Annotated in this window: 19 protein-coding genes and 1 pseudogene; 15 read left to right on the top strand and 5 right to left on the bottom strand. The window is 67.3% G+C overall.

Going from position 1 to position 20,398, the window contains the following annotated elements; genetic code table 11:
* Positions 1-51 precede the first annotated feature (51 nt).
* From IHQ52_RS05335 to IHQ52_RS05360, 6 genes are all read left to right on the top strand, one after another.
* Positions 52-1,143, top strand: a complete 1,092-nt coding sequence (locus IHQ52_RS05335) for a Re/Si-specific NAD(P)(+) transhydrogenase subunit alpha (RefSeq protein WP_006436601.1) — start codon at positions 52-54, stop codon at positions 1,141-1,143.
* Positions 1,143-1,448: an NAD(P) transhydrogenase subunit alpha part 2 gene (locus IHQ52_RS05340; RefSeq protein ID WP_004020381.1), complete on the top strand. Its 306-nt coding sequence runs from the start codon at positions 1,143-1,145 to the stop codon at positions 1,446-1,448. The genes IHQ52_RS05335 and IHQ52_RS05340 overlap by 1 nt, the downstream gene beginning before the upstream one ends.
* A gap of 20 nt (positions 1,449-1,468) precedes the next feature.
* Complete coding sequence (locus tag IHQ52_RS05345; RefSeq protein WP_040004779.1) at positions 1,469-2,995, top strand: NAD(P)(+) transhydrogenase (Re/Si-specific) subunit beta; 1,527 nt, start codon at positions 1,469-1,471, stop codon at positions 2,993-2,995.
* Between the two features lie 166 nt (positions 2,996-3,161).
* Entirely contained in the window at positions 3,162-3,593 is a 432-nt protein-coding gene (locus IHQ52_RS05350; RefSeq protein WP_006436603.1) for a nitroreductase family deazaflavin-dependent oxidoreductase, read from the top strand.
* A 78-nt stretch (positions 3,594-3,671) separates the two neighbouring features.
* On the top strand, positions 3,672-4,100 hold the full coding sequence (locus IHQ52_RS05355) for a DoxX family protein (protein ID WP_006436604.1): 429 nt from the start codon (positions 3,672-3,674) through the stop codon (positions 4,098-4,100).
* 117 nt (positions 4,101-4,217) lie between these two features.
* Positions 4,218-5,237 carry a YdcF family protein gene (locus tag IHQ52_RS05360; protein WP_006436605.1) on the top strand — a complete coding sequence of 340 codons (1,020 nt, stop codon included), beginning with the start codon at positions 4,218-4,220 and terminating at the stop codon, positions 5,235-5,237.
* 32 nt (positions 5,238-5,269) lie between these two features.
* Here the strand turns inward: IHQ52_RS05360 and IHQ52_RS05365 are convergent, their stop codons facing one another.
* The 3 genes from IHQ52_RS05365 to IHQ52_RS05375 form a co-directional block, all read right to left on the bottom strand.
* On the bottom strand, positions 5,270-6,007 hold the full coding sequence (locus tag IHQ52_RS05365; RefSeq protein WP_006436606.1) for a metallophosphoesterase family protein: 738 nt from the start codon (positions 6,005-6,007) through the stop codon (positions 5,270-5,272).
* 166 nt (positions 6,008-6,173) lie between these two features.
* Complete coding sequence (locus IHQ52_RS05370) at positions 6,174-6,950, bottom strand: dienelactone hydrolase family protein (protein WP_006436607.1); 777 nt, start codon at positions 6,948-6,950, stop codon at positions 6,174-6,176.
* Between the two features lie 62 nt (positions 6,951-7,012).
* On the bottom strand, positions 7,013-9,490 hold the full coding sequence (locus tag IHQ52_RS05375; protein ID WP_006436608.1) for an ATP-dependent DNA ligase: 2,478 nt from the start codon (positions 9,488-9,490) through the stop codon (positions 7,013-7,015).
* A gap of 116 nt (positions 9,491-9,606) precedes the next feature.
* On the opposite strand from IHQ52_RS05375, the gene ku reads away from it, so the two are divergent.
* Complete coding sequence (gene ku / locus IHQ52_RS05380; protein WP_445614945.1) at positions 9,607-10,590, top strand: non-homologous end joining protein Ku; 984 nt, start codon at positions 9,607-9,609, stop codon at positions 10,588-10,590.
* 60 nt (positions 10,591-10,650) lie between these two features.
* Positions 10,651-11,982, top strand: coding sequence for an MFS transporter (locus tag IHQ52_RS05385; RefSeq protein WP_006436610.1), 1,332 nt, complete (start codon positions 10,651-10,653; stop codon positions 11,980-11,982).
* A gap of 21 nt (positions 11,983-12,003) precedes the next feature.
* Here the strand turns inward: IHQ52_RS05385 and IHQ52_RS05390 are convergent, their stop codons facing one another.
* On the bottom strand, positions 12,004-12,912 hold the full coding sequence (locus IHQ52_RS05390; RefSeq protein WP_006436611.1) for a LysR family transcriptional regulator ArgP: 909 nt from the start codon (positions 12,910-12,912) through the stop codon (positions 12,004-12,006).
* Between the two features lie 85 nt (positions 12,913-12,997).
* Here IHQ52_RS05390 and IHQ52_RS05395 point away from each other — a divergent pair.
* The 3 genes and pseudogenes from IHQ52_RS05395 (at position 12,998) to IHQ52_RS05405 (ending at position 15,320) form a co-directional block, all read left to right on the top strand.
* Positions 12,998-13,617, top strand: a pseudogene (locus tag IHQ52_RS05395) (LysE/ArgO family amino acid transporter).
* Positions 13,618-13,696: 79 nt separating this feature from the next.
* Positions 13,697-14,578: a YhjD/YihY/BrkB family envelope integrity protein gene (locus IHQ52_RS05400; RefSeq protein WP_006436613.1), complete on the top strand. Its 882-nt coding sequence runs from the start codon at positions 13,697-13,699 to the stop codon at positions 14,576-14,578.
* 55 nt (positions 14,579-14,633) lie between these two features.
* Positions 14,634-15,320 carry a CDP-alcohol phosphatidyltransferase family protein gene (locus IHQ52_RS05405; RefSeq protein WP_006436614.1) on the top strand — a complete coding sequence of 229 codons (687 nt, stop codon included), beginning with the start codon at positions 14,634-14,636 and terminating at the stop codon, positions 15,318-15,320.
* Here IHQ52_RS05405 and IHQ52_RS05410 read toward each other — a convergent pair.
* A complete protein-coding gene (locus IHQ52_RS05410; protein ID WP_006436615.1) occupies positions 15,300-16,316 on the bottom strand; it encodes a hypothetical protein in 1,017 nt (338 codons plus the stop codon). The genes IHQ52_RS05405 and IHQ52_RS05410 overlap by 21 nt on opposite strands.
* Before the next feature lie 95 nt (positions 16,317-16,411).
* On the opposite strand from IHQ52_RS05410, the gene IHQ52_RS05415 reads away from it, so the two are divergent.
* The 4 genes from IHQ52_RS05415 (at position 16,412) to crtI (ending at position 20,347) form a co-directional block, all read left to right on the top strand.
* On the top strand, positions 16,412-17,026 hold the full coding sequence (locus IHQ52_RS05415; protein WP_006436616.1) for a TetR/AcrR family transcriptional regulator: 615 nt from the start codon (positions 16,412-16,414) through the stop codon (positions 17,024-17,026).
* A 153-nt stretch (positions 17,027-17,179) separates the two neighbouring features.
* Positions 17,180-17,767, top strand: a complete 588-nt coding sequence (idi, locus tag IHQ52_RS05420; protein ID WP_006436617.1) for an isopentenyl-diphosphate Delta-isomerase — start codon at positions 17,180-17,182, stop codon at positions 17,765-17,767.
* Positions 17,768-17,849: 82 nt separating this feature from the next.
* Positions 17,850-18,761 carry a phytoene/squalene synthase family protein gene (locus tag IHQ52_RS05425; protein WP_006436618.1) on the top strand — a complete coding sequence of 304 codons (912 nt, stop codon included), beginning with the start codon at positions 17,850-17,852 and terminating at the stop codon, positions 18,759-18,761.
* Positions 18,758-20,347, top strand: a complete 1,590-nt coding sequence (crtI, locus tag IHQ52_RS05430) for a phytoene desaturase family protein (RefSeq protein WP_006436619.1) — start codon at positions 18,758-18,760, stop codon at positions 20,345-20,347. Before IHQ52_RS05425 ends, crtI begins: the two co-directional genes overlap by 4 nt.
* Positions 20,348-20,398: the final 51 nt, after the last annotated feature.

Below are 20,398 nucleotides of genomic sequence, written 5' to 3' on the forward strand. Positions count from 1 at the left end.
CCGAAACAAGGCGGCGCCTACCGGGCGTCGCCGCCAGACAGGGTGAGTGAAATGACAGTGGGTGTCGTGCGCGAGACAGCCCCGGGGGAGCGTCGTGTGGCGCTGGTCCCGAAGGTGGCTGCCTCGCTGGTGGGCAAAGGTGTGCCCGTCGTGGTGGAGTCGGGGGCCGGTCTCGGCGCCCTGATCCCCGACGAGGCGTACACCGAGGCCGGGGCCACGATCGGAGATCCGTATTCGGCGGATGTGGTGCTGCGCGTGTCGCCGCCGTCGGACGATGAGATCGGCAAGCTGCGCAGCGGTCAGAAACTGATCGGTTTCCTGGCTCCGCGTAATGCCGACAACAAGATCGGTGCGCTGCGTGATGCGGGTGTCGAGGCGTATGCGGTGGAGGCGATCCCGCGTATCTCCCGTGCGCAGGTGATGGACGCGTTGAGTTCGCAGGCCAACGTCGCCGGCTACAAGGCCGTGGTCGTGGCTGCCGATCAGTCGACCCGGTTCTTCCCGATGCTGACGACTGCCGCGGGCACGGTGAAGCCGGCGACGGTGCTCGTGCTCGGCGTGGGTGTGGCCGGTCTGCAGGCCCTGGCCACGGCCAAGCGTCTGGGCGGACGGACCACCGGTTACGACGTGCGGCCCGAGGTGGCCGAGCAGGTGCGGTCGGTCGGTGCGCAGTGGCTCGACCTGGGTATCGACGCCGCCGGCGAGGGCGGGTACGCCCGCGAACTCACCGAGTCCGAACGCGCCCAGCAGCAGCAGGCTCTCGAGGACGCGATCAAGGGCTTCGACGTGGTGATCACCACCGCGCTGGTGCCGGGACGCCCGGCGCCGCGCCTGGTGACCGCCGCTGCGGTCGAGGGCATGAAGCCGGGCAGTGTCGTGGTCGACCTCGCCGGGGAGACCGGCGGCAACTGCGAGCTGACCGAGCCGGGGCAGACCGTCGTCCGCCACGACGTCACGATCACCGCGCCGCTGAATCTCCCCGCGACCATGCCCGAGCATGCCAGCGAGCTGTACTCGAAGAACCTGCTGGCGCTGATCGAGCTGATGCTCGACGAGAACGGCGCCATCACACCGGATTTCGGTGACGAAGTGGTGGCCGCTGCGTGCGTCACCCGTGCAACCTCTGAGGGGGTGTCTGCCTGATGTACGCCGGACTTCTCGCGAATCTCGCGATCCTGGTGTTGGCCGGATTCGTTGGCTTCGCGGTCATCTCGAAGGTTCCGAACACCCTGCACACCCCGCTGATGTCGGGTACCAACGCCATTCACGGCATCGTCGTGCTCGGCGCGCTGGTGGTCCTGGGCAAGTTGCCCGCCGACGCCGGATGGGGCGTGCGCATCATCGCGTTCGTCGCGCTGGTGTTCGGCACGCTCAACGTCATCGGTGGCTTCGCGGTCACCGACCGGATGCTGGGCATGTTCAAGGGTAAGAAGGAGGCCGCCAAGTGATCGGCGCCCAGGAATCATCGGTGTCACAGTTGGTGCTCGCGGCGGGCGAGCACACGCCCAGCGAGGGCGTCTCGTATCTGGTGATGGCCCTCTACATCGTGTCGTTCTCGCTGTTCATCTACGGTCTGATGGGTCTGACCGGACCCAAGACCGCGGTGCGCGGCAACTGGATCGCCGCGACCGGTATGGGTCTGGCCGTGGCGGCGACCCTGCTCTACATCTACAACTCGGGTGCGGTCGGCGAGGACGGTCATTCGACCGTCGGGGTGCCGACGATCAACTGGATCCTGATCGTCATCGGTCTGGTTCTCGGTGTCGTGCTGGGCATTCCGCCGGCGCTGAAGACCAAGATGACGGCCATGCCGCAGCTGGTGGCGCTGTTCAACGGTGTCGGCGGCGGCACGGTGGCCCTGATCGCATGGGCGGAGTTCATCGAGACCTCCGGGTTCTCGGTCTTCCACAACACCGAACCGGCCTCGCCGCTGGTGGTCGGCTCGCTGATCGCGGCGATCATCGGTTCGATCTCGTTCTGGGGTTCGCTGGTGGCGTTCGCCAAGCTGCAGGAGATCATGCCCAAGGGTCTGGAGAAGACCTTCGTGGCGAATGCGAAGCTGTTCCAGGCGGCCAACATCGTGCTGCTGCTGGTCGCGTTGGGACTGGCGATCTACCTGGGTGTCGACGCCGCCGACGGTGGCGGGGCGAGCGTCTGGTGGATGGTGGGGCTGCTGCTCGCCGCCGGTGTGATGGGTCTGTTCGTGGTGTTCCCGATCGGTGGCGCGGACATGCCGGTGGTCATCTCGCTGCTGAACGCGATGACCGGTCTGTCGGCCGCGGCTGCGGGTATCGCGCTGGACAACACGGCGCTGATCGTGGCCGGCATGATCGTCGGCGCGTCGGGTTCGATCCTGACCAACCTGATGGCCAAGGCGATGAACCGGTCGATCCCGGCGATCGTGTTCGGATCGTTCGGTGGTGGCGACGCCGCGGCTGCCGGTGGTCCCGGCGGTGAGGGCGGCACGGTCAAGGCCACCTCGGCCGCGGATGCCGCAATTCAGATGGCGTACGCGAATCAGGTCATCGTCGTGCCCGGTTACGGTCTGGCCGTCGCGCAGGCCCAGCATGCGGTCAAGGAGATGGCGAGCCTGCTCGAGGCCAAGGGGGTGGAGGTCAAGTATGCGATTCACCCGGTCGCCGGTCGTATGCCCGGTCACATGAACGTGCTGCTGGCCGAGGCCGACGTCGAATATGACGCGATGAAGGAGATGGATGACATCAACGGCGAGTTCGGCCGTACCGATGTCGCGATCGTCATCGGTGCCAACGACGTCACCAACCCCGCGGCGCGGAACGACCCGAGCAGCCCGATTCACGGCATGCCGATCCTCAACGTCGACGAGGCACGGTCGGTGATCGTGCTCAAGCGGTCGATGAGTTCGGGCTATGCCGGCATCGAGAACCCGCTGTTCTTCGCCGACGGCACCTCGATGCTCTTCGGCGACGCGAAGAAGAGCGTCGACAGCGTCATCGAGGAACTCAAGGCGCTGTAGAAGAGAACACACTCAGAAGACCCCCGGCAGTCCACGTTTCGTGCGGCTGCCGGGGGTCTTTTGTGTGCCGGGCGCGCATCGAGCAGGAATCGAGAAGCGGGCGCGCGTGTCTGGCGGTTAGCGTCTGGTCAGACGACAGGGTCAGAGAGCGAATCGAAGGAGAGTCATGTCTGTCTGGCAGTGGTATCAGCGGAAGATGAATGAGCGCACCGTCACCCGGATTCGCAACAAGAGCGGGACGATGTGGGGGATGGACATGGTCATCCTGCGCACCAAGGGGCGCAAGTCGGGCCGACCACGAGAGACACCGCTGAGTTGGTTCCCCTACGACGGCGACTGGCTGGTCGTCGCTTCCGGTGGTGGAAAGGGCAATCCGGACTGGTATGCGAACCTCGCGGCGCATCCCGACGCCGTCGCCGTGGAACGGCACGGCGCACAACCGGTTCCGGTCACGCCGGTGGTGCTCACCGGCCCGGAACGAGAAGCCGCGTGGAATGCGGTCGTCAGTGCGCAACCCAGGTATGCGAAGTATCAGAAGAAGGCGACCCGCGAGTACCCGGTGGTGAAGCTGGCGACCGCCGGAGAGTGCGCCGGGTGATCCAACGATGAGTTTTCCGCACGAGCGGTGTCTATCCCTGCACGACAACCAGACCGCTCGTCCACAAGGGAGAACAACATGACCACCGACACCACCACCATAACGCGTTCGTCCGACACCAGCCGGGGCCGAAACCGGCGCCGCATCACCGGGATCGTGATCAGCGTGCTCGTCGGCGCATTCCTTGCGTTCGACGTCGTGGGCAAGCTGACCCGACCGCAGTCGGTGGTCGACGGCACGGAGAAGCTCGGCTTCGACTCCGACCAGGCCATCGTCATGGGCATCGTGTTGCTCATCTGCCTTGTCGTGTATGCGATCCCGCGGACCGCCGTGTTGGGCGCGCTCGGCATCACCGCCTACCTCGGCGGCGCGGTCACCGCGAACATGCGGATCGAGGAACCGCTCTTCAGTACGGTGTTGTTCGCGGTCTACCTCGGCGTCCTGATGTGGATCGGACTGGTCCTGCGTCGCCCGGAACTGCTGAAGGTCGCCGGCCTGCGCCGCTGATCGCCGACCGCGGCACGCTCCTGACCGGCCCCGCACCCGTTATCGATCTGGAATCGGACGGGTGCGGGGCCGTTGCGCATCTCTCGTACTGTTACGCGAGTGACTGGTGTTACCAGAGTGAAGCGCTTTCGGCTGGCGGCTGCCGCCACCATCGCGGTTGCCGCGCTCGGCGGTGTGGCCGTCGGGTCGCTCCCCGCCGACGGGGCGAGTGTGGTGACGGTGGCGGACGCCGTCGACCCGGCCGGGTTGTACAACGACGCGCAGTCGAAGTTCGCCAACGGGGACGTGGCCGGCGGGCTCGCGTCCCTGCAGCAGGCGCTGACGATTGCGCCCGCAGACACCGATGCGCTTGCACTGCAAGCGATCTGGGCCGATCAGATCGACGATGCCTCGGTCAGCAATGCCGCCCTGAGTCGCTTGCGTGTGCTGAATCCGCTCTTGGCCACCACGGCACGCAACGTGATCTCCGGGGTCGCCACGGCTGCGCGGATCGTGCCGGACACCACGCCCAAGCCGGTTGCCGGGCGGGTCGCGATCGTCGTTCTCGGATTCGGCCTGGATGCCAACGGAAAAATGGCTCCGGAGTTGGTGAATCGGGTGTCGGCGGGCAAGTCGCAGGCCGAGATCACCACGGCTGCACCGATCGTCGTGACCGGCGGGGTGCCCAAGAACGGCATCACCGAGGCCGCCGCCATGAAGACCTGGCTGATCGACAACGGCGTCGCCGCCACGCGCATCCTGACCGAGGACAAGTCGGGGTCGACCGTCGCCAACGCGCAGAACACGTCGGAGATCCTGCGTGCGAAAGGCATTCGCGACATCGTCCTGGTCACCTCGCCCAACCACATCCGCCGCGGAGCCGCGGACTTCGGGGCGACCGGACTGCGGGTCGTCGGAACCCTCACCACCGCCACCGATCTCAGCAAGTACCTCACTCCGCTGACCAAGGGTCAGACGCGGGGTATCCGGCTCGAAGCCACCCGGGCTGCGCGAATCCCCACGACCCACCAGCCCGGAGTGCTCCCGCAGAACCTCCCCGATCCCGGCCCCGGTCTGCTCGCCGACATCGGTGGCCAGGTCCTCAAGCAGTTGCTCGACGCCGGATCGTCGGCCATCGGTTCGGGGACCGAGGGCTGAGTTCGGTCAGAACATCCCCGAACGGAGTTCGGTCAGAACATGACCGATCGGTAGTGGGTGACGAGTCGCCCCTTGTCGTAGATGTGGAAGGCGATACCGGGCGGCTGGCCGCGGTTGACGACCTCGTTGCCCTCGAACGGGAGGTTCAGCGTCGACGCGACGCCCGGAGCGACGCACAGTGGGCGGTCGGCGAATCGGGTCACCGCGGGCGTGTGTGCGTGGCCGCACAGGAACGCGACGATGTTCGGGTGGCGTTCGACGAGGGGGACCAGACGCTCCTCACCGGTCTGCCGGATCGAATCCATGAACGGCATGTGCAGCTCGACGGGCGGGTGATGGAAGGCGATGAAGACGGGCGTCTGCGGGTCCTCCGCCTCAAGTCGAGCCGACATCCAGGTGAGCGTCTGGTCGTCGATGTAGCCGTCGTTGCGTCCGGGGATCGAGCTGTCGCACATCAGGAACAACACGTCGCCGACGCGTCGGGCGTGGTTGATCGGTCCGGAGGTCTCGGCGCCGAGCAGTGTGGCACTGAACGGTTCGCGGACGTCGTGGTTGCCGGCGGTGATGAGCATCGGCAAGGGACTCTGGAGAACGCCGAAGGCCTCTCGGTACTCACTCGGCACACCTTCGTCGGCGATGTCACCGGTGACCAGCAGAGCGTCGATTCCGGCTGCCCGCGCGTTGATGTAGCTCAGCGTCGACTGGATGCGGCTTCGGTTGAACCGCGTCCCGTTGAAATGAAGGTCGCTGATGTGGGCGACAACGAACACGAAGAGCTCCTGTCACGGTCACTGACTCCCACGAGGCTAGTCCTAGGCCCGGCTGCGACCCGCACCACGGTGGCGCCACGAGTCGAAACACACTCCGCTCGCGTTGGTGTGGCTCATTCGTCTGACCGGCCGGTAGGTCTGATGGCGCACTGGTCCCGGCCGGCGTTCAGGTGGTGAGGGTTCGCCGGAACAGCGCCTCCAGCTCGGTGAAATGGTGTTCGCAGGCCTCGTGGTGGTAGGCGGGGATGTCGGACATCGTGTACCCGTGTTCGGCCCCCGGGTAGACGGTCGCCGAATGGGTGACCCCACTCGAGATGAGTGCGTGCTCGAATCGGGCGATGGCGGTGCGGGGGAGCGAGCGATCCTTGTCGGCGTGGACGGCCAGTACGAACGCGTCGATGTCGACGAGATGGAGGTGAGGGCTGTCGGAGTCCTCGGTCACGAGGTTGCCGGTGTGGAAGATCCCGACGGCGGCGACCTCGGCGGGACGCGCGGCCGCCAGGTTCAGCGCCAGCCGGCCGCCCATGCAGTAGCCGGTGACGCCGATCGGGCCGGACGAGACACCGCGCACCGAGCGCAGGGCCTCGAGGTAGGAGACGAGGTCGGCGCGGGCGACGTCGAATGTGAGAGTCGACGCGCGGGGCATCGCCGCCCGGAAGAATGCCCCGAGAGCCCCGGGCAGCAGCGGATCGTCGGCTGGGGCCCACTCGTCGGCGGTGCCGTACCGGTAGAAGAGATGCGGCACCGCGACGACGTGACCCCACGACGCGATGCGGTCGGCCATCGCGCGGGTGCGCGGGCGGAGTCCGATCACATCGGTGATGAACAGGACGCCGGGGAGCGGCGACTCGTCCGCGGCTGCCGGCCGGGTCACATACATCTCGGTGTCGCCGTAGGCTGCGGGGACCGTGATCGTCTCGCCGTGGACTGCGGATGACTCCATTGATCCTCCTGTGCTCGGCGGTGTGGGAGTCCGGGTCTTGGTTGGTTCTCGGAGGTGGGTGGTCACAGGTCCCCAGGCAACTTGTCCCGACGGATACCGCGCCAGCTCGGGTGGCGAAGGTGGCCGGCGGTGGTCCAGTCCATGAAGCGCACCTCGCCGACGATCTTGGGCAGAACCCAGACCGCGCTCGACGCGATGGGACGGTCGAGTTTCTCGAGGAATGGGGACCGCGAGATCTTCAGCGGTTCGAGTTCCTCGGCGAGAGAGCGCAACTGCGCGTCGGTGAATCCGGTTCCGACGCGGCCCACGTAGCGCAGTCCGGTCTCCTCGGGCAGCCCGAGCAGAAGCGATCCGATGGTGTGCGACCGGTTGCCGCGCCCGGGACGATATCCGCCGACCACCACCTCGATGTCGCTCCAGTTCTTGTGCTTGAGCCACTTGGTGGAGCGTCGGCCCTGTTGATAGACCGAGTCACGGCGTTTGGCGACAACACCTTCCATGTTGTGTTCGCGGCTGTACTCGATCGCCGCACTTGCCGGCGTCGGAAGCAACGGCGGCACATCGATGTACGTCGAGCGACGAAAGGCCGGCGCGAGTTCCTCGAGGATCTCGCGCCGTACGGACCACGGTTTGCGTAGCAACGACGTCCCGTTCAGATACAGGATGTCGAACAGGTGCAGCTTGAGTGTGTACGGCTCCTCGGTGTGCCTACGTGAGGTGAACAGCGTGAAGTTGGTTCGGCCGGTGGAGTCGATGGCCACCGCCTCGCCGTCGAGCACCACATCCATGAGCCCGAGATCGTCGGTGATGCTAGCGAATTCGGGAAAATCGTTCGTCATGTCGATCCCCGAGCGGGACGTCAGCCGGAACTCGCCGCCGATCGAGCGCACCAGGAGTCGATAACCGTCCCATTTGCCCTCGAACGCCCAGTCGCGCCCGTTGAGCTTGTCGATCGGCTCGTCGGTGGCGAGCATCGGTCTCGGATCGGTGAGACTGTCGGGAACGATGGGGCGCGGCTCGTCGGTCATCAGGTGGGCGAGCCAGTTCTTGTCACCGGTGCGGATCAGTGCGTACCGGCCCTGGAGCCGCTCGCCGTGCAGGCGGACGATGACCTCTTTGTCCCGCCACTTCTCCAGCTCGAAAGTGCCTTTGTCCCAGATCGATACGTGACCACCGCCGTATTCTCCGGCCGGGATGTCGCCCTCGAACTCGGCATAGTCCATCGGATGGTCCTCGGTCTGGACCGCGAGTCGGTTCTGGTCCGGATCGGTGGGGAGGTTCTTCGGCACCGCCCACGAGACCAGCACGCCGTCGTGTTCGAGACGGAAGTCGTAGTGGAGTCGCCGTGCGTGGTGCTCCTGGATGACGAAGATCGGTGCGCGGGGCGCGGATTCCGGATGATCCTCGTCCACCTCGTCCTCCGCTTCCCGGAGGCGTTGCCGATGGTTCTCGTCGCCGAAGGGTTCCGGCGTCTTCGACTCGTCGCGTTTGCGACGGTACTCACGCAGATTGATGATCTGACCCGACCGCGTCTCCTCCGCGTGGTCGTCGCCGGCGCCGTGATGGTCGTCGGAGGTGATGTTCTCCCGCAACGTGTCCGGGTCGGCGAGATCGTCACCGGTGTCGGAGGAACCGACGACGTCGTCCGAGGCGGTGGCCGGATCGTCGTCGTACGGAGCGTCGAGACCGGCCAGGAGATCGCCGACGTCGGCCACTCGGTCGAGGACCTCGGTGTAGAGCAACTGGGCGATCGTGGGGTCCTCGATCTCATCCCATGTACGGGGCGCGGCGACCCACGGTTGTTCGCGTCCGCGCAGCGAATACGGCGACAGGGTGGTCTTCGAGGCGTTGTTCTGGCTCCAGTCGATGAAGACCTTGTCGTCGCGGATCTTCTTCGACATGTTGGCGGTGATGAAATCACTGTGCTGCCGGGCGAACTCGTCGGCCACCTCACGGGCGACCTTCCGGGCGGCTTCCGAGCTCACCGGTTTGGGCAGCCGGGCGTAGATGTGAATACCCTTGCCGCCGCTGGTCACCGGGTACGTGGTGGTGCCGCCCAGCCAGTTCCGGATCTCCACCGCCACGGCCGCGGTCTCGTGCAGGGGGACACGCGGACCGGGGTCGAGGTCGAAGACGATCCGGTTGGCCATGCGTTCGCCGTCGGGGCCGATCGGCAGCCGCCACTGCGGGACGTGGATCTCGAGCGCAGCCATCTGGGCCAGCCAGACGAGCGTGGCGCGATCCTCGGCGAGCGCGTATTCGATGACCCGCTCGCTGTGCTGGATGCCATGGCGGCGAACCCAGTCGGGCGCGCTGTCGGGCAGATCCTTCTCGAAGAACGGCGTCGACTCGACACCGTTGGGCCAGCGTTTGCGGGTGACGATGCGGTTCCGCAGGTGCGGCAGCATCACCTCGGCGATGCGCGAGTAGTAGTCGATGACGTCGTATTTGCGTGTCCCGGTCGCCGGATAGAGCACCTTGGAGAGATTGGTGATCGAGATCCGGCGGCCGTCGACCTCCAGGATCTCTCCGCCTGCCATCACCCCATTGTCCACACCGCAGAGCCGAAGGCTCGTCGATCGGCGCGGGTGTCTCCACGGAGGCGTTTGCGTCTGGTTGCCGACGTCGCACACGAACTCCTGGCACAATGGCCGACATGCGCTCGATCTGGAAGGGCGATCTCAGCTTTGGCCTGGTGAATGTACCGGTCAAGGTCTATTCCGCGACGGAGAGTCACGACCGCAAGTCCTACCAGGTCGACTCCTCCGACGGCACCCGCATCCGATACCGGCGCGTGCGCGAGGGAACCGACACCGAGGTCGACTACTCCGACATCGCCAACGCCTACGAATCGGAATCGGGCGAGACGGTGATCCTGACCAAGGACGACCTGTCGACGCTGCCGGTGCAGAAGAGCCCGGAGATCTCGATCCTCGAGTTCGTGCCGGTCGAACAGGTCGATCCGATCTACTTCGACAAGCCCTATTACCTGGAGCCGTCGTCGAAGTCGCCCAAGGCCTACGTGCTGTTGGCCAAGGCGCTCGAGGAAACCGACCGCCTGGCGATCGCGACGTTCACCCTGCGGAACCGCACGCGGGTCGCGGCGCTGCGCGTCGTCGACGGCGTCATGACCCTGCAGACACTCCTGTGGCCGGATGAAGTTCGCAAACCCGACTTCGGTTTTCTCGACGAGGACACCGAGATCCGCGACCAGGAACTGAAGATGGCGGCGTCGCTGATCGAGTCGATGGCCTCCGACTACGATCCGTCCGAGTTCGAGGACACCTATCAGAACGAGCTGGCCAAACTCATCGAGGCGAAAGCCGAGGGCAGCGAGGCGTTCCCCGAGTCGGAGGAGGAGAAGCCCGGCGAGGAGGATTCCGAGGTCGCCGATCTGCTTGCCGCTCTGCGTGCCTCGGTGAAGGACCGCGGGGCTTCCGACGAGGACGAGGCCGAGAAGAAGGACACGGCCGCGAAGAAGGCCGCGAAGAAGGCTGCCAAGAAGGCACCCGCCAAGAAGGCCGCGGCGAAGAAGGCTCCCGCCAAGAAGGCGGCCTCGAAGAGCAGCTCTGGATCGTCGGGCTCCAAGAGCACGGCGAAGAAGGCGCCCGCCAAGAAGGCCTCCCGCCGGGCGAGCTGATCGCGCTCTCCGGCGGAAATTCGCTGGCCTGAGAACGTCGGCGTCCGGCAAGCTCGAGGGGTGAGCACCGACGTCGACACCCGTCTGCCGCGCGCCTTGAAGCCCCTGGCGCGACGGCAGTACCGGCTGCTGGCGTCGGGTTTGATCCTGGCGATGTTCGGTGACGGGATCTGGACGATCGCGGTGATCTGGCAGGTCATCGCCCTCGGTGGCGGACCGGGACAGGTGTCGCTGGCGACCGGGATAGCAGCGGTCGGGATGCTCGTCTCGACCCTCGCCGGCGGTGTGCTGGCCGACCGGATCTCGCAGCGCCACATCATGATCGGCCTCGAGGTCACCAAGATGGTGGCGTTCGGCGCCGTGGGTGTGGCGTCCGTGGCCGGCGTTCTCGATCTCTGGATGGTCGTGGTGGCATCGCTGCTCGCGGGCGCCACGATGGGCATGTACTACCCGGCATACTCGGCGCTGCTGCCCGGTGTGGTCTCGTCGTCGGAACTGCAGGCGGCGAACGGTATCGAGGGTTTCTTCCGCCCGGTGGTTTTCCAGGCGGTCGGCCCGATGGTGGCCGGGGCCGTCATCGGGGCCACCGCGCCGGGGCAGGCGGTCGTGCTGGCCGCGATCGCGTCCATCGCGTCGGGGTTCTGTTATCTGGTGATGGCTCCGGTGACGTCGCGACGACTGGGCGAACCGGCGAGTTCCGAGTCGGAGATCGTGCGCACCGGCGCAGGCGTTGGCGGTGTGGTCGTCGACCTCGTCGGGGGCTTCGTGTACATGATCCGCACGCCGTGGCTGTGGGGGACGCTGTTCTTCGCCTGTGTCCTGGTGCTGGCGACCCTGGGTCCGATCGAGGTGCTCGTGCCCTTTGCCCTGCGTGAGCGCGTCGAGGGTGGCGCTTCGCAGCATGCGTGGGTGCTGGCCGGGTTCGGTATCGGGGCGGCTGTCACGTCGTTGGTGTTCGCGTCGCTGCCGATGCCCCGGCGGTATCTGACGGTCATGTTCGGGGTGTGGTCGTTCTCGAGCGTGCCGCTCGTCCTGATGGGGGTCGCCGATTCGACCTGGCTGTTCGTCGCGGCCGGCTTCGGTATGGGAGTCCTGTTCGACGGCCCGATGGTGTTGTGGGGGACGCTGCTTCAGCGTCGTGCCCCGCCGCCACTGCTCGGCCGAATAGCAAGTCTCGACTTCTTCGTGTCGGTCGCGCTGATGCCGGTGTCGATGGCGATCGCCGCTCCGGTCTCGTCGGCGATCGGGTTGACCGCGACGTTCGTCCTGGCCGGTCTCCTGCCGGTGCCGATCGCGTGGGCGTTCTACTTCGCGGCCCGCATGTGGCGCGACGAGATCGAGCACCCGCTCGTCGACGAGACGCCGCCGAAGCTGGTGCCGGTCAACGACTGACCAGTCCGCCGACGTCGCGGGTCACCGCAGCACCTCCGCGGCGCCTGCGACCACCAGGTCCGTGAGATGGTGTAGCAGAGGGGAACTGAGTTTCCAGTACTGCCAGTAGAGCGGGACGTCGAGGTGGTGGTCGGCGATCATCCGCACCCGGCCGTCGTCGAGGGCATCGCGGATCTGGACGGCGGGTACTGCGCCCCAGCCGATTCCGAGGGAGACCGCGCGGTGGTACTCCGTGGAGGCCGGGATATAGGCGGCGGGTGGGTCGACGGCGCGGCCGGCCAACGCGGCCACCATGTTCAGCTGGATGTGGTCGTTGCGATCGAACTGGACCATCGGGGCTCTGGACAACGCCTCGGCGTCGAGACCGTCCGGCAGCCAGGTCTCGATGAATTCTGGTGTCGCGACGGGCAGATACCGCAGGCTGCCGAGCGGGTGGAGGGTGCAGCCACGCACGGCCAGCGGTTCCGACGTCACCGCGGCGAGTACGTCACCCGACTTCAGCAGAGCGCCGCTGCGCGTCTCGTCGTCGCGGAACACCTCGACCGCCACCGCGTGGTCCCGGTGGAACCGGGCAAGAACCGGAAGCAACCAGGTCGCCAGCGAGTCCGCATTCGTCGCGATGGGGAGATGAACCCGGGGCCGTGCGGAGACCGGGGCATCGTCGTGGTCGGGTTCGCCGATGAACTCGGCGCGCGTCTCGGCGAGCAACAGTTCCCACTGCCTGGCCAGGCGAACCAACACCTCGCCGTCGGGGGTCGCCGAAGCCGGTTTGGTCCGGCGCAGCACCACCCGGCCGACCGCGGATTCCAGCGTCTTGATCCGCTGACTGACCGCCGAGGGCGTGATGTGCAGCGACGACGCCGCCGCGTCGAACGTCCCTTCACGCAGGACTGCGGCCAGCGTGCGCAGACCTTCCTGGCTGATGTCCATGCGACCACGCTAGATGAAGAACAGCTGATGATTCTTTAGAAACATTCGCTGTACTGATCGAAGCGACGGTCATAACGTTCGCAGGGTGTCCAGCTACCTCCTCCCCGCGATCGCCGGGCTGCTCACCGGTGCGGGCCTGATCGTGGCGATCGGTCCGCAGAACGTCTTCGTCCTCCGGCAGGGCGTGGCGCGCCGGCACACGGGGTCGATCGTGGCCGTGTGCGCGATCTCCGACGTCGTGCTGATCGTCGCGGGAGTGGCGGGACTCGGCGCGATCGTCGCCGCCCACCCTCAGGTGATCACCGTCGCCAAGATGGTCGGCGGTCTTTATGTGCTCGGGCTCGGACTGCTCGCCGCCAAACGCTGCCTCCGCAGCAACGAGGCCATCTCCGCGAACGCCGAAGAGGCCGAATCGGCCGGCCGGTGGGTCGCCGTCGGCACCGCGCTGGCGCTCACGTGGCTCAATCCACACGTCTACCTCGACACCGTCCTGACCATGGGTGCGATCGCCAACGGTCACGGAAACGGCAAGTGGGCCTTCGCCATCGGCGCGTGTCTGGCCAGCATCCTGTGGTTCACCGCGCTCGGGGGAGGGGCCCGGCGCCTGTCGCGCTTCTTCGCCAGCCCGCGCGCGTGGAAGATCCTCGACGCCGTCGTGGCGGTCTCATGATCGGGATGGCGATCGCGCTCTTCGCGTCGGTGTGACCTCGCTGTGACATCGGTGCCGGTGATTGGGCATCCGCAACATGCCTAGTCGAGACCTTTGTCCGGTACACCGGAGAGGGTGACCCTCAGTTCCTCCGCCCCGCCGGCGACTCGCGTGCCGGGGCCGCGGTCGTTCGATGTGCGTGCGGTGGTGTCCGACACGCGGGCCATCCTCGCCCGCGGCGACCTCGCGGTCGCCGCGGCGGCACTGACCTACTACGCCGCGATCGCCGTGGTGCCCTGGGTGTTGCTGGCCATCTGGTCGACGACGTGGATTCGCGGGGCGTCGTCGGCGGAGAGCACATGGCTGGGTCTCGACGTGCTCATCCCACCCGACATGGGCGGTCGCGCGGTCTTCGACGAGGCGGTCGTGATCGGCACCGGACTGTCCGTGCTGAGCGCCCTCGTACTCCTCTTCCCGGCATCGTTCTACGGAGAAGGCCTACGCCGGGCCTGCCTGACCTTCTATCCGAAACGGGATCGCTTCACCGGGTGGCGATCCCGGTTGTCGATCCTCGCGCTGTTCGCCCTGGTCCCGACGCTGGCGCACATCGCGGTCACGGTCGGCGGGTCGATCACGGGACTGGCGCCCGACGGCGGCGGCTCCGGAGGTTTCTGGGACCTCGCGACCCGCGTGGTCGTCGGATTCGTCACCGTCTGGCTGAGCCTCGCGGTGGCATTGACGTGGGTGTACTGGAAAGTGACCCCAGGCCGTCCGAGCCTGGCGATCGCCGGGGTCACCGCGCTCGTCACGGCGTCGTTCATCGCCGGATTCGCGCAGGGATTCCTGCTGTTCCTGTCCCTGCCGATCGATGTCGGTATCCCCTACGGCGGCCTGCGCGTCATCGGCGGAGTGGTGGCGGTCGGACTCTGGCTCTACGTCCTGCACGTGCTCGTGATCGTCGGATGGGCTCTCGGGCACGCACTCGACGGCGCCCGGGTCGACGACCGTGTCGGCTGAACCGCGTCGCCTCGCCGGTGACCGACGACTCGCACGCCGGTCTCAACGGGACACCGTGCTCGACGCGTGGTCGGAGCTGCACGGCGGAATCGATCCCCGTGAATCCTTCTGGGTCGAACGGTGGGTCCTCCTCAGCAACGCGTGTGCGCGGCCGCTCGCGCGCCTCGGCATCTCCCCGAACGCGATCACCGTCGGCGGGGCCCTGGCCACCGCGATCGCTTTCGCGGTGACCTTCGCCGGACACGGATGGTTCGCAGTGGCCGCCGTCGTCATCCTCCTCGCCGCGGTCCTCGACGGCGTGGACGGCGCCATCGCCGCCCAGACCGGTTCGGCGACCCAATGGGGCCGGGTTCTCGACACCATGGCCGATCGCTGGTCGGACATCTTCCTCGCGGGAATCGTGGTGATGGCCGGTGCGCCGCCGTGGATGGGGGTGGTGATCGCGGTGCTGACCCTGTTCCTCGAGGGGACCCGGGCGACGGCCCAGGCGGCCGGGATGGCGGGCCCGGGCAGGGTCACGGTCTGGGAGCGGCCGTCGCGCGTCATCCTCGCCTTCATCGCGATGGTCGCGGCCACCGTCGTGTGGCAGATCGGTCTGTCCGACAGCGATGCCGACGCGCTGGCGGCGACCATCGCCGCGACCGGTGCGATCCTGGCGATGATCGGCCTTCTCCAGCTGTTCGTCGCCGTGTTCCGGCAGACCCGCGGGCGTCCGCCCGAGTCAGACTCGTCGCTGCCGTAGGGCGGAGAGCGCGAGCAGGACCGCGCCGGCGGCGATCCAGCCGAGCAGGATCCACATCGGACCGGCGGTCGAGGCGTCCGGGAAGTAGGCGACCGACCGGGTGAGGGTGCCGCCCGCTCCAGTCGGCAGCCACTGGCCGAGCGTTCCCCACGGCGCGGGGAGCAGGTATGGCGAGGATGCGAGCCCGGAGAGCGGGTTGGAGATCAGCATCATCAGGATCGCCGCGACACCGACGCCGGGTGTCCCGAGGAGTGCGCCGGCACCGGCGGTGAACCAGGAGATGGCGCCGATCAGAAGCGCCAGCGCCATGGCGACCGGCACCACGCGTCCGTCGATCACGCCCAGCCACGACCAGACCGCCGCGAAACCGAGTCCGGCGACCAGTGGGCCGATCAGGACGACGGTGGCCTGCATCCACACCTGCCCGGCGAGAGCGATCGCGGCCGATGCGCCGAGTGCGATACCCGCGATGAGCAGCGGGAGCAGACCGGCCGCGAATCCGGTGCCGCGTGCATCGGTCGACGGCGGTGCGACCACCGACTCGGTGGTGACCGGCAACGACTGCGCGGTGGCGATGCCCGTCCCGACCCCGGCCACGATCTGCGCCAGCGCCGGCGATCCCGCCTCGGCCGTCAGGACGGTGACGCCCTGCGGGCCGACGGTCACGGCACCGACGATGTCGCGGGTCTCGATCGCACTCCGGGCGGCGGCGGCGTCGGCGAACTGCTCGACGACGAAGGCGTCGTCTCCGGCCCGGTCGGCCAGAGCGGACTCGATGGCCTGTGCGGCGCGTGCCGGCGCGACCACGCCGAGCGGGACGTCGTGCGGCTCGGGGTCCACCGCGAGGGAGACGAACATGGCGGCGATCGTGCTGACCACGATCGGGATGGCGAGGACGAGCACGGCGACAAGTCGCCAGGACGGTCCGTGAGGCGCGGGCTTCGGCCCCTTCTCGGTGAGGGGCAGTTGATCTGACGGATCGATGTACGTGGTCATCGCGACCTCCCAAAAAGAACGAACTCTCGTTTTAAGAATTATGCACCGCGGGTTGAGGATCAATCAAGAACGAAGATTCGTTTTATACTCGTCGAATGCCGAAGATCAGCGAGGAACGCAAGCTCGAGCGGAGCCGGCAGATCCTCGACGCCGCGCGCAGCTGCTTCGCCGAGAAGGGTTTCCATCGCGCGTCGATGTCCGACGTCATCCGGGAGTCGGGCCTGAGCGCCGGGGCGGTCTACTCGTACTACTCGTCGAAGGAGCAACTGATCGCCGCGGTGGCACGGTCGGTCTTCCAGGCATACGAAGCGGGCCTCGGCGACCTCGCCGACGGTGACGGCGCTCCCGCGTCGCCCGAGGACGCCGTCCGGGTGCTCGCGGCGCACGTGATGGCCGAGATCGCGCCGCTGACCGACGACTTCCGGATGGTGATGACCATCTGGGGTGAGGCGGCCAACAACCCCGAGCTGCGCGAGATCGTCCGCGAGATCGTCCTGGGGCTGCGCGCGGTCTTCGAGCGCGTTCTGATCAGGTGGCGCGACGCCGGTCACGAACTTCCTGGTGAACCGGCAGATCTGGCCTTGCCGATGGTGTCGGTGATGCAGGGCATCGTCGTGCAGCAGTCACTCGTCGGGGACGTCGACCTCGATGCCTATGTGGACACGTGGTGTGCGCTGATGCGTGCCGCCGGTTTCGGCGACCGGGACTGATCGGCCGGACCTGCCTACCATCGAGGCGAGTGCGCCGAGGCTCCGATCGCCCGCCCGCCGGCCCGAGCCGCGGCCCATCCGATCGGAGCCTCGGTGCCGAACATCGGGTGAGCCTGTGCTCGCCCCCCGATCTCGACTTGTGATGAGGAACAGATGACCAACGACTCGGTGGTTCTCGCCGATGCCGACGGCCGACCATGTGGTACCGCCGACCGCGAAGGCGTGCACGGCGTCGACACCCCGTTGCACTTCGCGTTCTCGTGCCACCTGGTCGACGGCAACCGGATCCTCATGACCCGTCGGGCCCTGTCCAAGCGCAGCTGGCCGGGAGTGTGGACCAATTCGTTCTGTGGCCATCCGCGTCCGGGTGAGTCCGTCGTCGACGCCGTGCACCGGTATGCGCAGCGTGAGCTCGGGATCGACGTCGACGAGGTGCGCTGCATCCTGCCCGACTTCCGGTACCGCGCCGTCGATGCGAGCGGCATCGTCGAGAACGAGATCTGCCCCGTGTTCGTCGCACGGCCGGTGGGATCGCTCGAGCCGAATCCGGATGAGGTCGCCGAGTACGCCTGGGCCGAGGTCCCGGATGTGTGGGACCTGGTGGCACGCACTCCCTGGGCGGTGAGTCCCTGGTTCGCCGACCAGGTGCGGCAGCTCCCGGGTCCCGATCCCCACGGGTTCGTCGACGGCGCGCTTGTGGATTCGACCCATCCGATGACGGCACGGGCGTCGAATCCATGATGTCGGGACCAGCGGACACGGCGTACCCGCCGTCGTCGCCCCGTCGTTCACATACCCATCGTCACACCGCAGGAGCCATCGGATGATGCATCTACCCGGTCATACCGAAGTGGTCCCGCCACATCGTCGGTACGACGCCGTGGCCGAGGCGAGCGCGGCGCTGGTGATCAGGTCGTACTCGAGTTCTTTCGGGCTCGCCTCCCGGCTGCTCACCCCCGCGATCCGCCGCGACGTCCGCAACATCTACGCGCTCGTCCGCGTCGCCGACGAGATCGTCGACGCACCGCGGCCCGAGCAGGGTCTGGTGGACCGGCGCAACGAACTCGATCAGCTCGAGGAACAGACCGCCGCGGCGATGATCACCGGGTCGAGCAGCAACCTGGTCGTGCACGCCTTTGCGCGGACCGCGCGCCGCGCCGGGATCGACCTGGACCTCGTGACGCCGTTCTTCTCGTCGATGCGTGCGGATCTCACTCAGGTCGAGCATGACTTCGAGAGCCTCGCCGCCTACATCTACGGCTCCGCCGAGGTCGTCGGACTGATGTGCCTGCGGGCGTTCCTGGCCGAGGAGCCCAAGGCCGCCGCACGCTACGACCACCTCGCGCCCGGTGCGCGTCGTCTCGGCGCCGCGTTCCAGAAGATCAACTTCCTACGGGACTTCGGTGAGGACAGTGACGGACTGGGTCGTCGATACCTCGTCGGCCTGGACCCCGATCGTCCCGATGACGGGGCGTGGTCGCTGTGGCTCGACGACATCGATCTCGATCTCACCGCCGCCGCGGCGGCGATCCCGTACCTTCCGGCGAACAGCCGGGTCGCCGTCTGCACCGCACACGACCTCTTCGCCGAACTGACCGCACGCCTACGGGAGTCCTCGGCCGCCGAGGCCAGGAGGCAACGCGTCCGAGTTCCCAACGCCGGCAAGGCGAAGATCGCGGCCGCCGCCGTCGCCCGCCGCGGTATGCCGCGCACACCGAGGGGATTGACCTCATGAACGCACGCAAACGAATCGTCGTCATCGGTGGCGGTGTCGCCGGACTGGCCACCGCCGCACTGCTCGCCCACGACGGGCACGACGTCGAGGTGATCGAGAAGAACGACGACCTCGGTGGACGCGCCGGGCTGTGGAGCGCCGACGGGTTCCGGTTCGACACCGGGCCGTCGTGGTGGCTGATGCCGGAGGTCTTCGACCATTACTTCGAGATGCTCGGTACCTCGACACAGGAACAGCTCGACCTCGTCCGGCTCGACCCGGGGTACCGAGTCTTCTTCGGGGACAACGAATCCGACGAACCACCGATCGACATCTTCGGCGACTTCGAGCGCAACCGCGAGGTGTTCGAGCAGATCGAACCGGGCGCCGGAGCGGCTCTCGAGTCCTACCTCCGGACCGCGCGACAGGCGTATGACCTCGCCGTCGAACGGTTCCTGTACACCAGCTTCGACTCCGTACGCGCGTTCCTGAGCCTGCCGGTACTGCGGCATGCGCCGACCCTCGCGTCACTGCTGACCCGCTCGTTGCAGTCCTTCATCTCCGCGCGCTTCAGCGATCGGCGCCTGCAGCAGGTGCTCGGGTACCCGGCGGTGTTCCTCGGTTCGTCACCGGAGCGGACACCGTCGATGTACCACCTGATGAGCTGGCTCGATCTCGCCGACGGAGTCCGATATCCGCAGGGCGGCTTCACGACTCTCGTCGACGCACTCGAACGCGTCGCACGCGAACGCGGCGTGGTGATCCACACCGGTACGGCGGCGACCGCCGTGCTGACGCGGAAGCGACCAGGTCGGCTACGCCGGCGCCGCGCCGAGGTCGTCGGGGTTCGCGTTCAGGGGGCTGAAGGTTCCACGCGAGATGTGCCCGCCGACATCGTGGTCGGAGCGGCCGACCTGCACCACCTCGAGACGAAGCTGCTGCCCGACGACCTGCAGACCTTCCCGCAGCGGTACTGGGAGCGTGCGACCTCGGGGCCGGGTGCGGTGCTGGCCTATCTCGGCGTGAGCGGTGAGCTGCCCGAACTGGCCCACCACTCGCTGTTCTTCACCGAGGACTGGAAGACCAACTTCGACGCCATCTTCGAAACACCCACGCGGGTACCCGATCCCGCATCGCTGTACGTGTGCAAGCCGTCGGCGACCGACGAGTCGGTTGCCCCCGACGGTCACGAGAACGTCTTCATCCTCGTCCCGGTCCCGCCCGATCCGGGTCTGGGACACGGTGGGGTCGACGGTGGCGGCGACCCCGACATCGAGAAGGTCGCCGACCGCGCCATCGCGATGATCGGACAGTGGTCCGGTGTCCCCGATCTCGCCGACCGCGTCGTCGTACGACGCACCGTCGGCCCCGCGGACTTCGTCGACAACGTGAACTCGTGGTGCGGTGGGGCTCTGGGGCCGGCACACACGTTGCGCCAGAGCGCATTCCTGCGTTCGACGAACCGCTCGCGCAAGGTCGAGGGGTTGTACTACGCGGGGTCGAGCACCCGGCCGGGCATCGGCTTGCCGATGTGCCTGATCAGTGCCGAACTGATCCGCAAGCGGCTCAACGGAGATCACTCCGTGGGGCCCACACCGACGCGCTGACCCCCCCGCCGCCTGAGGGACGTTGGGGGGCTACCGCTCCCGCATGCCCTT

The organism is Gordonia amicalis, assembly GCF_022059885.1.
GTDB classification, from domain to species: domain Bacteria; phylum Actinomycetota; class Actinomycetes; order Mycobacteriales; family Mycobacteriaceae; genus Gordonia; species Gordonia amicalis.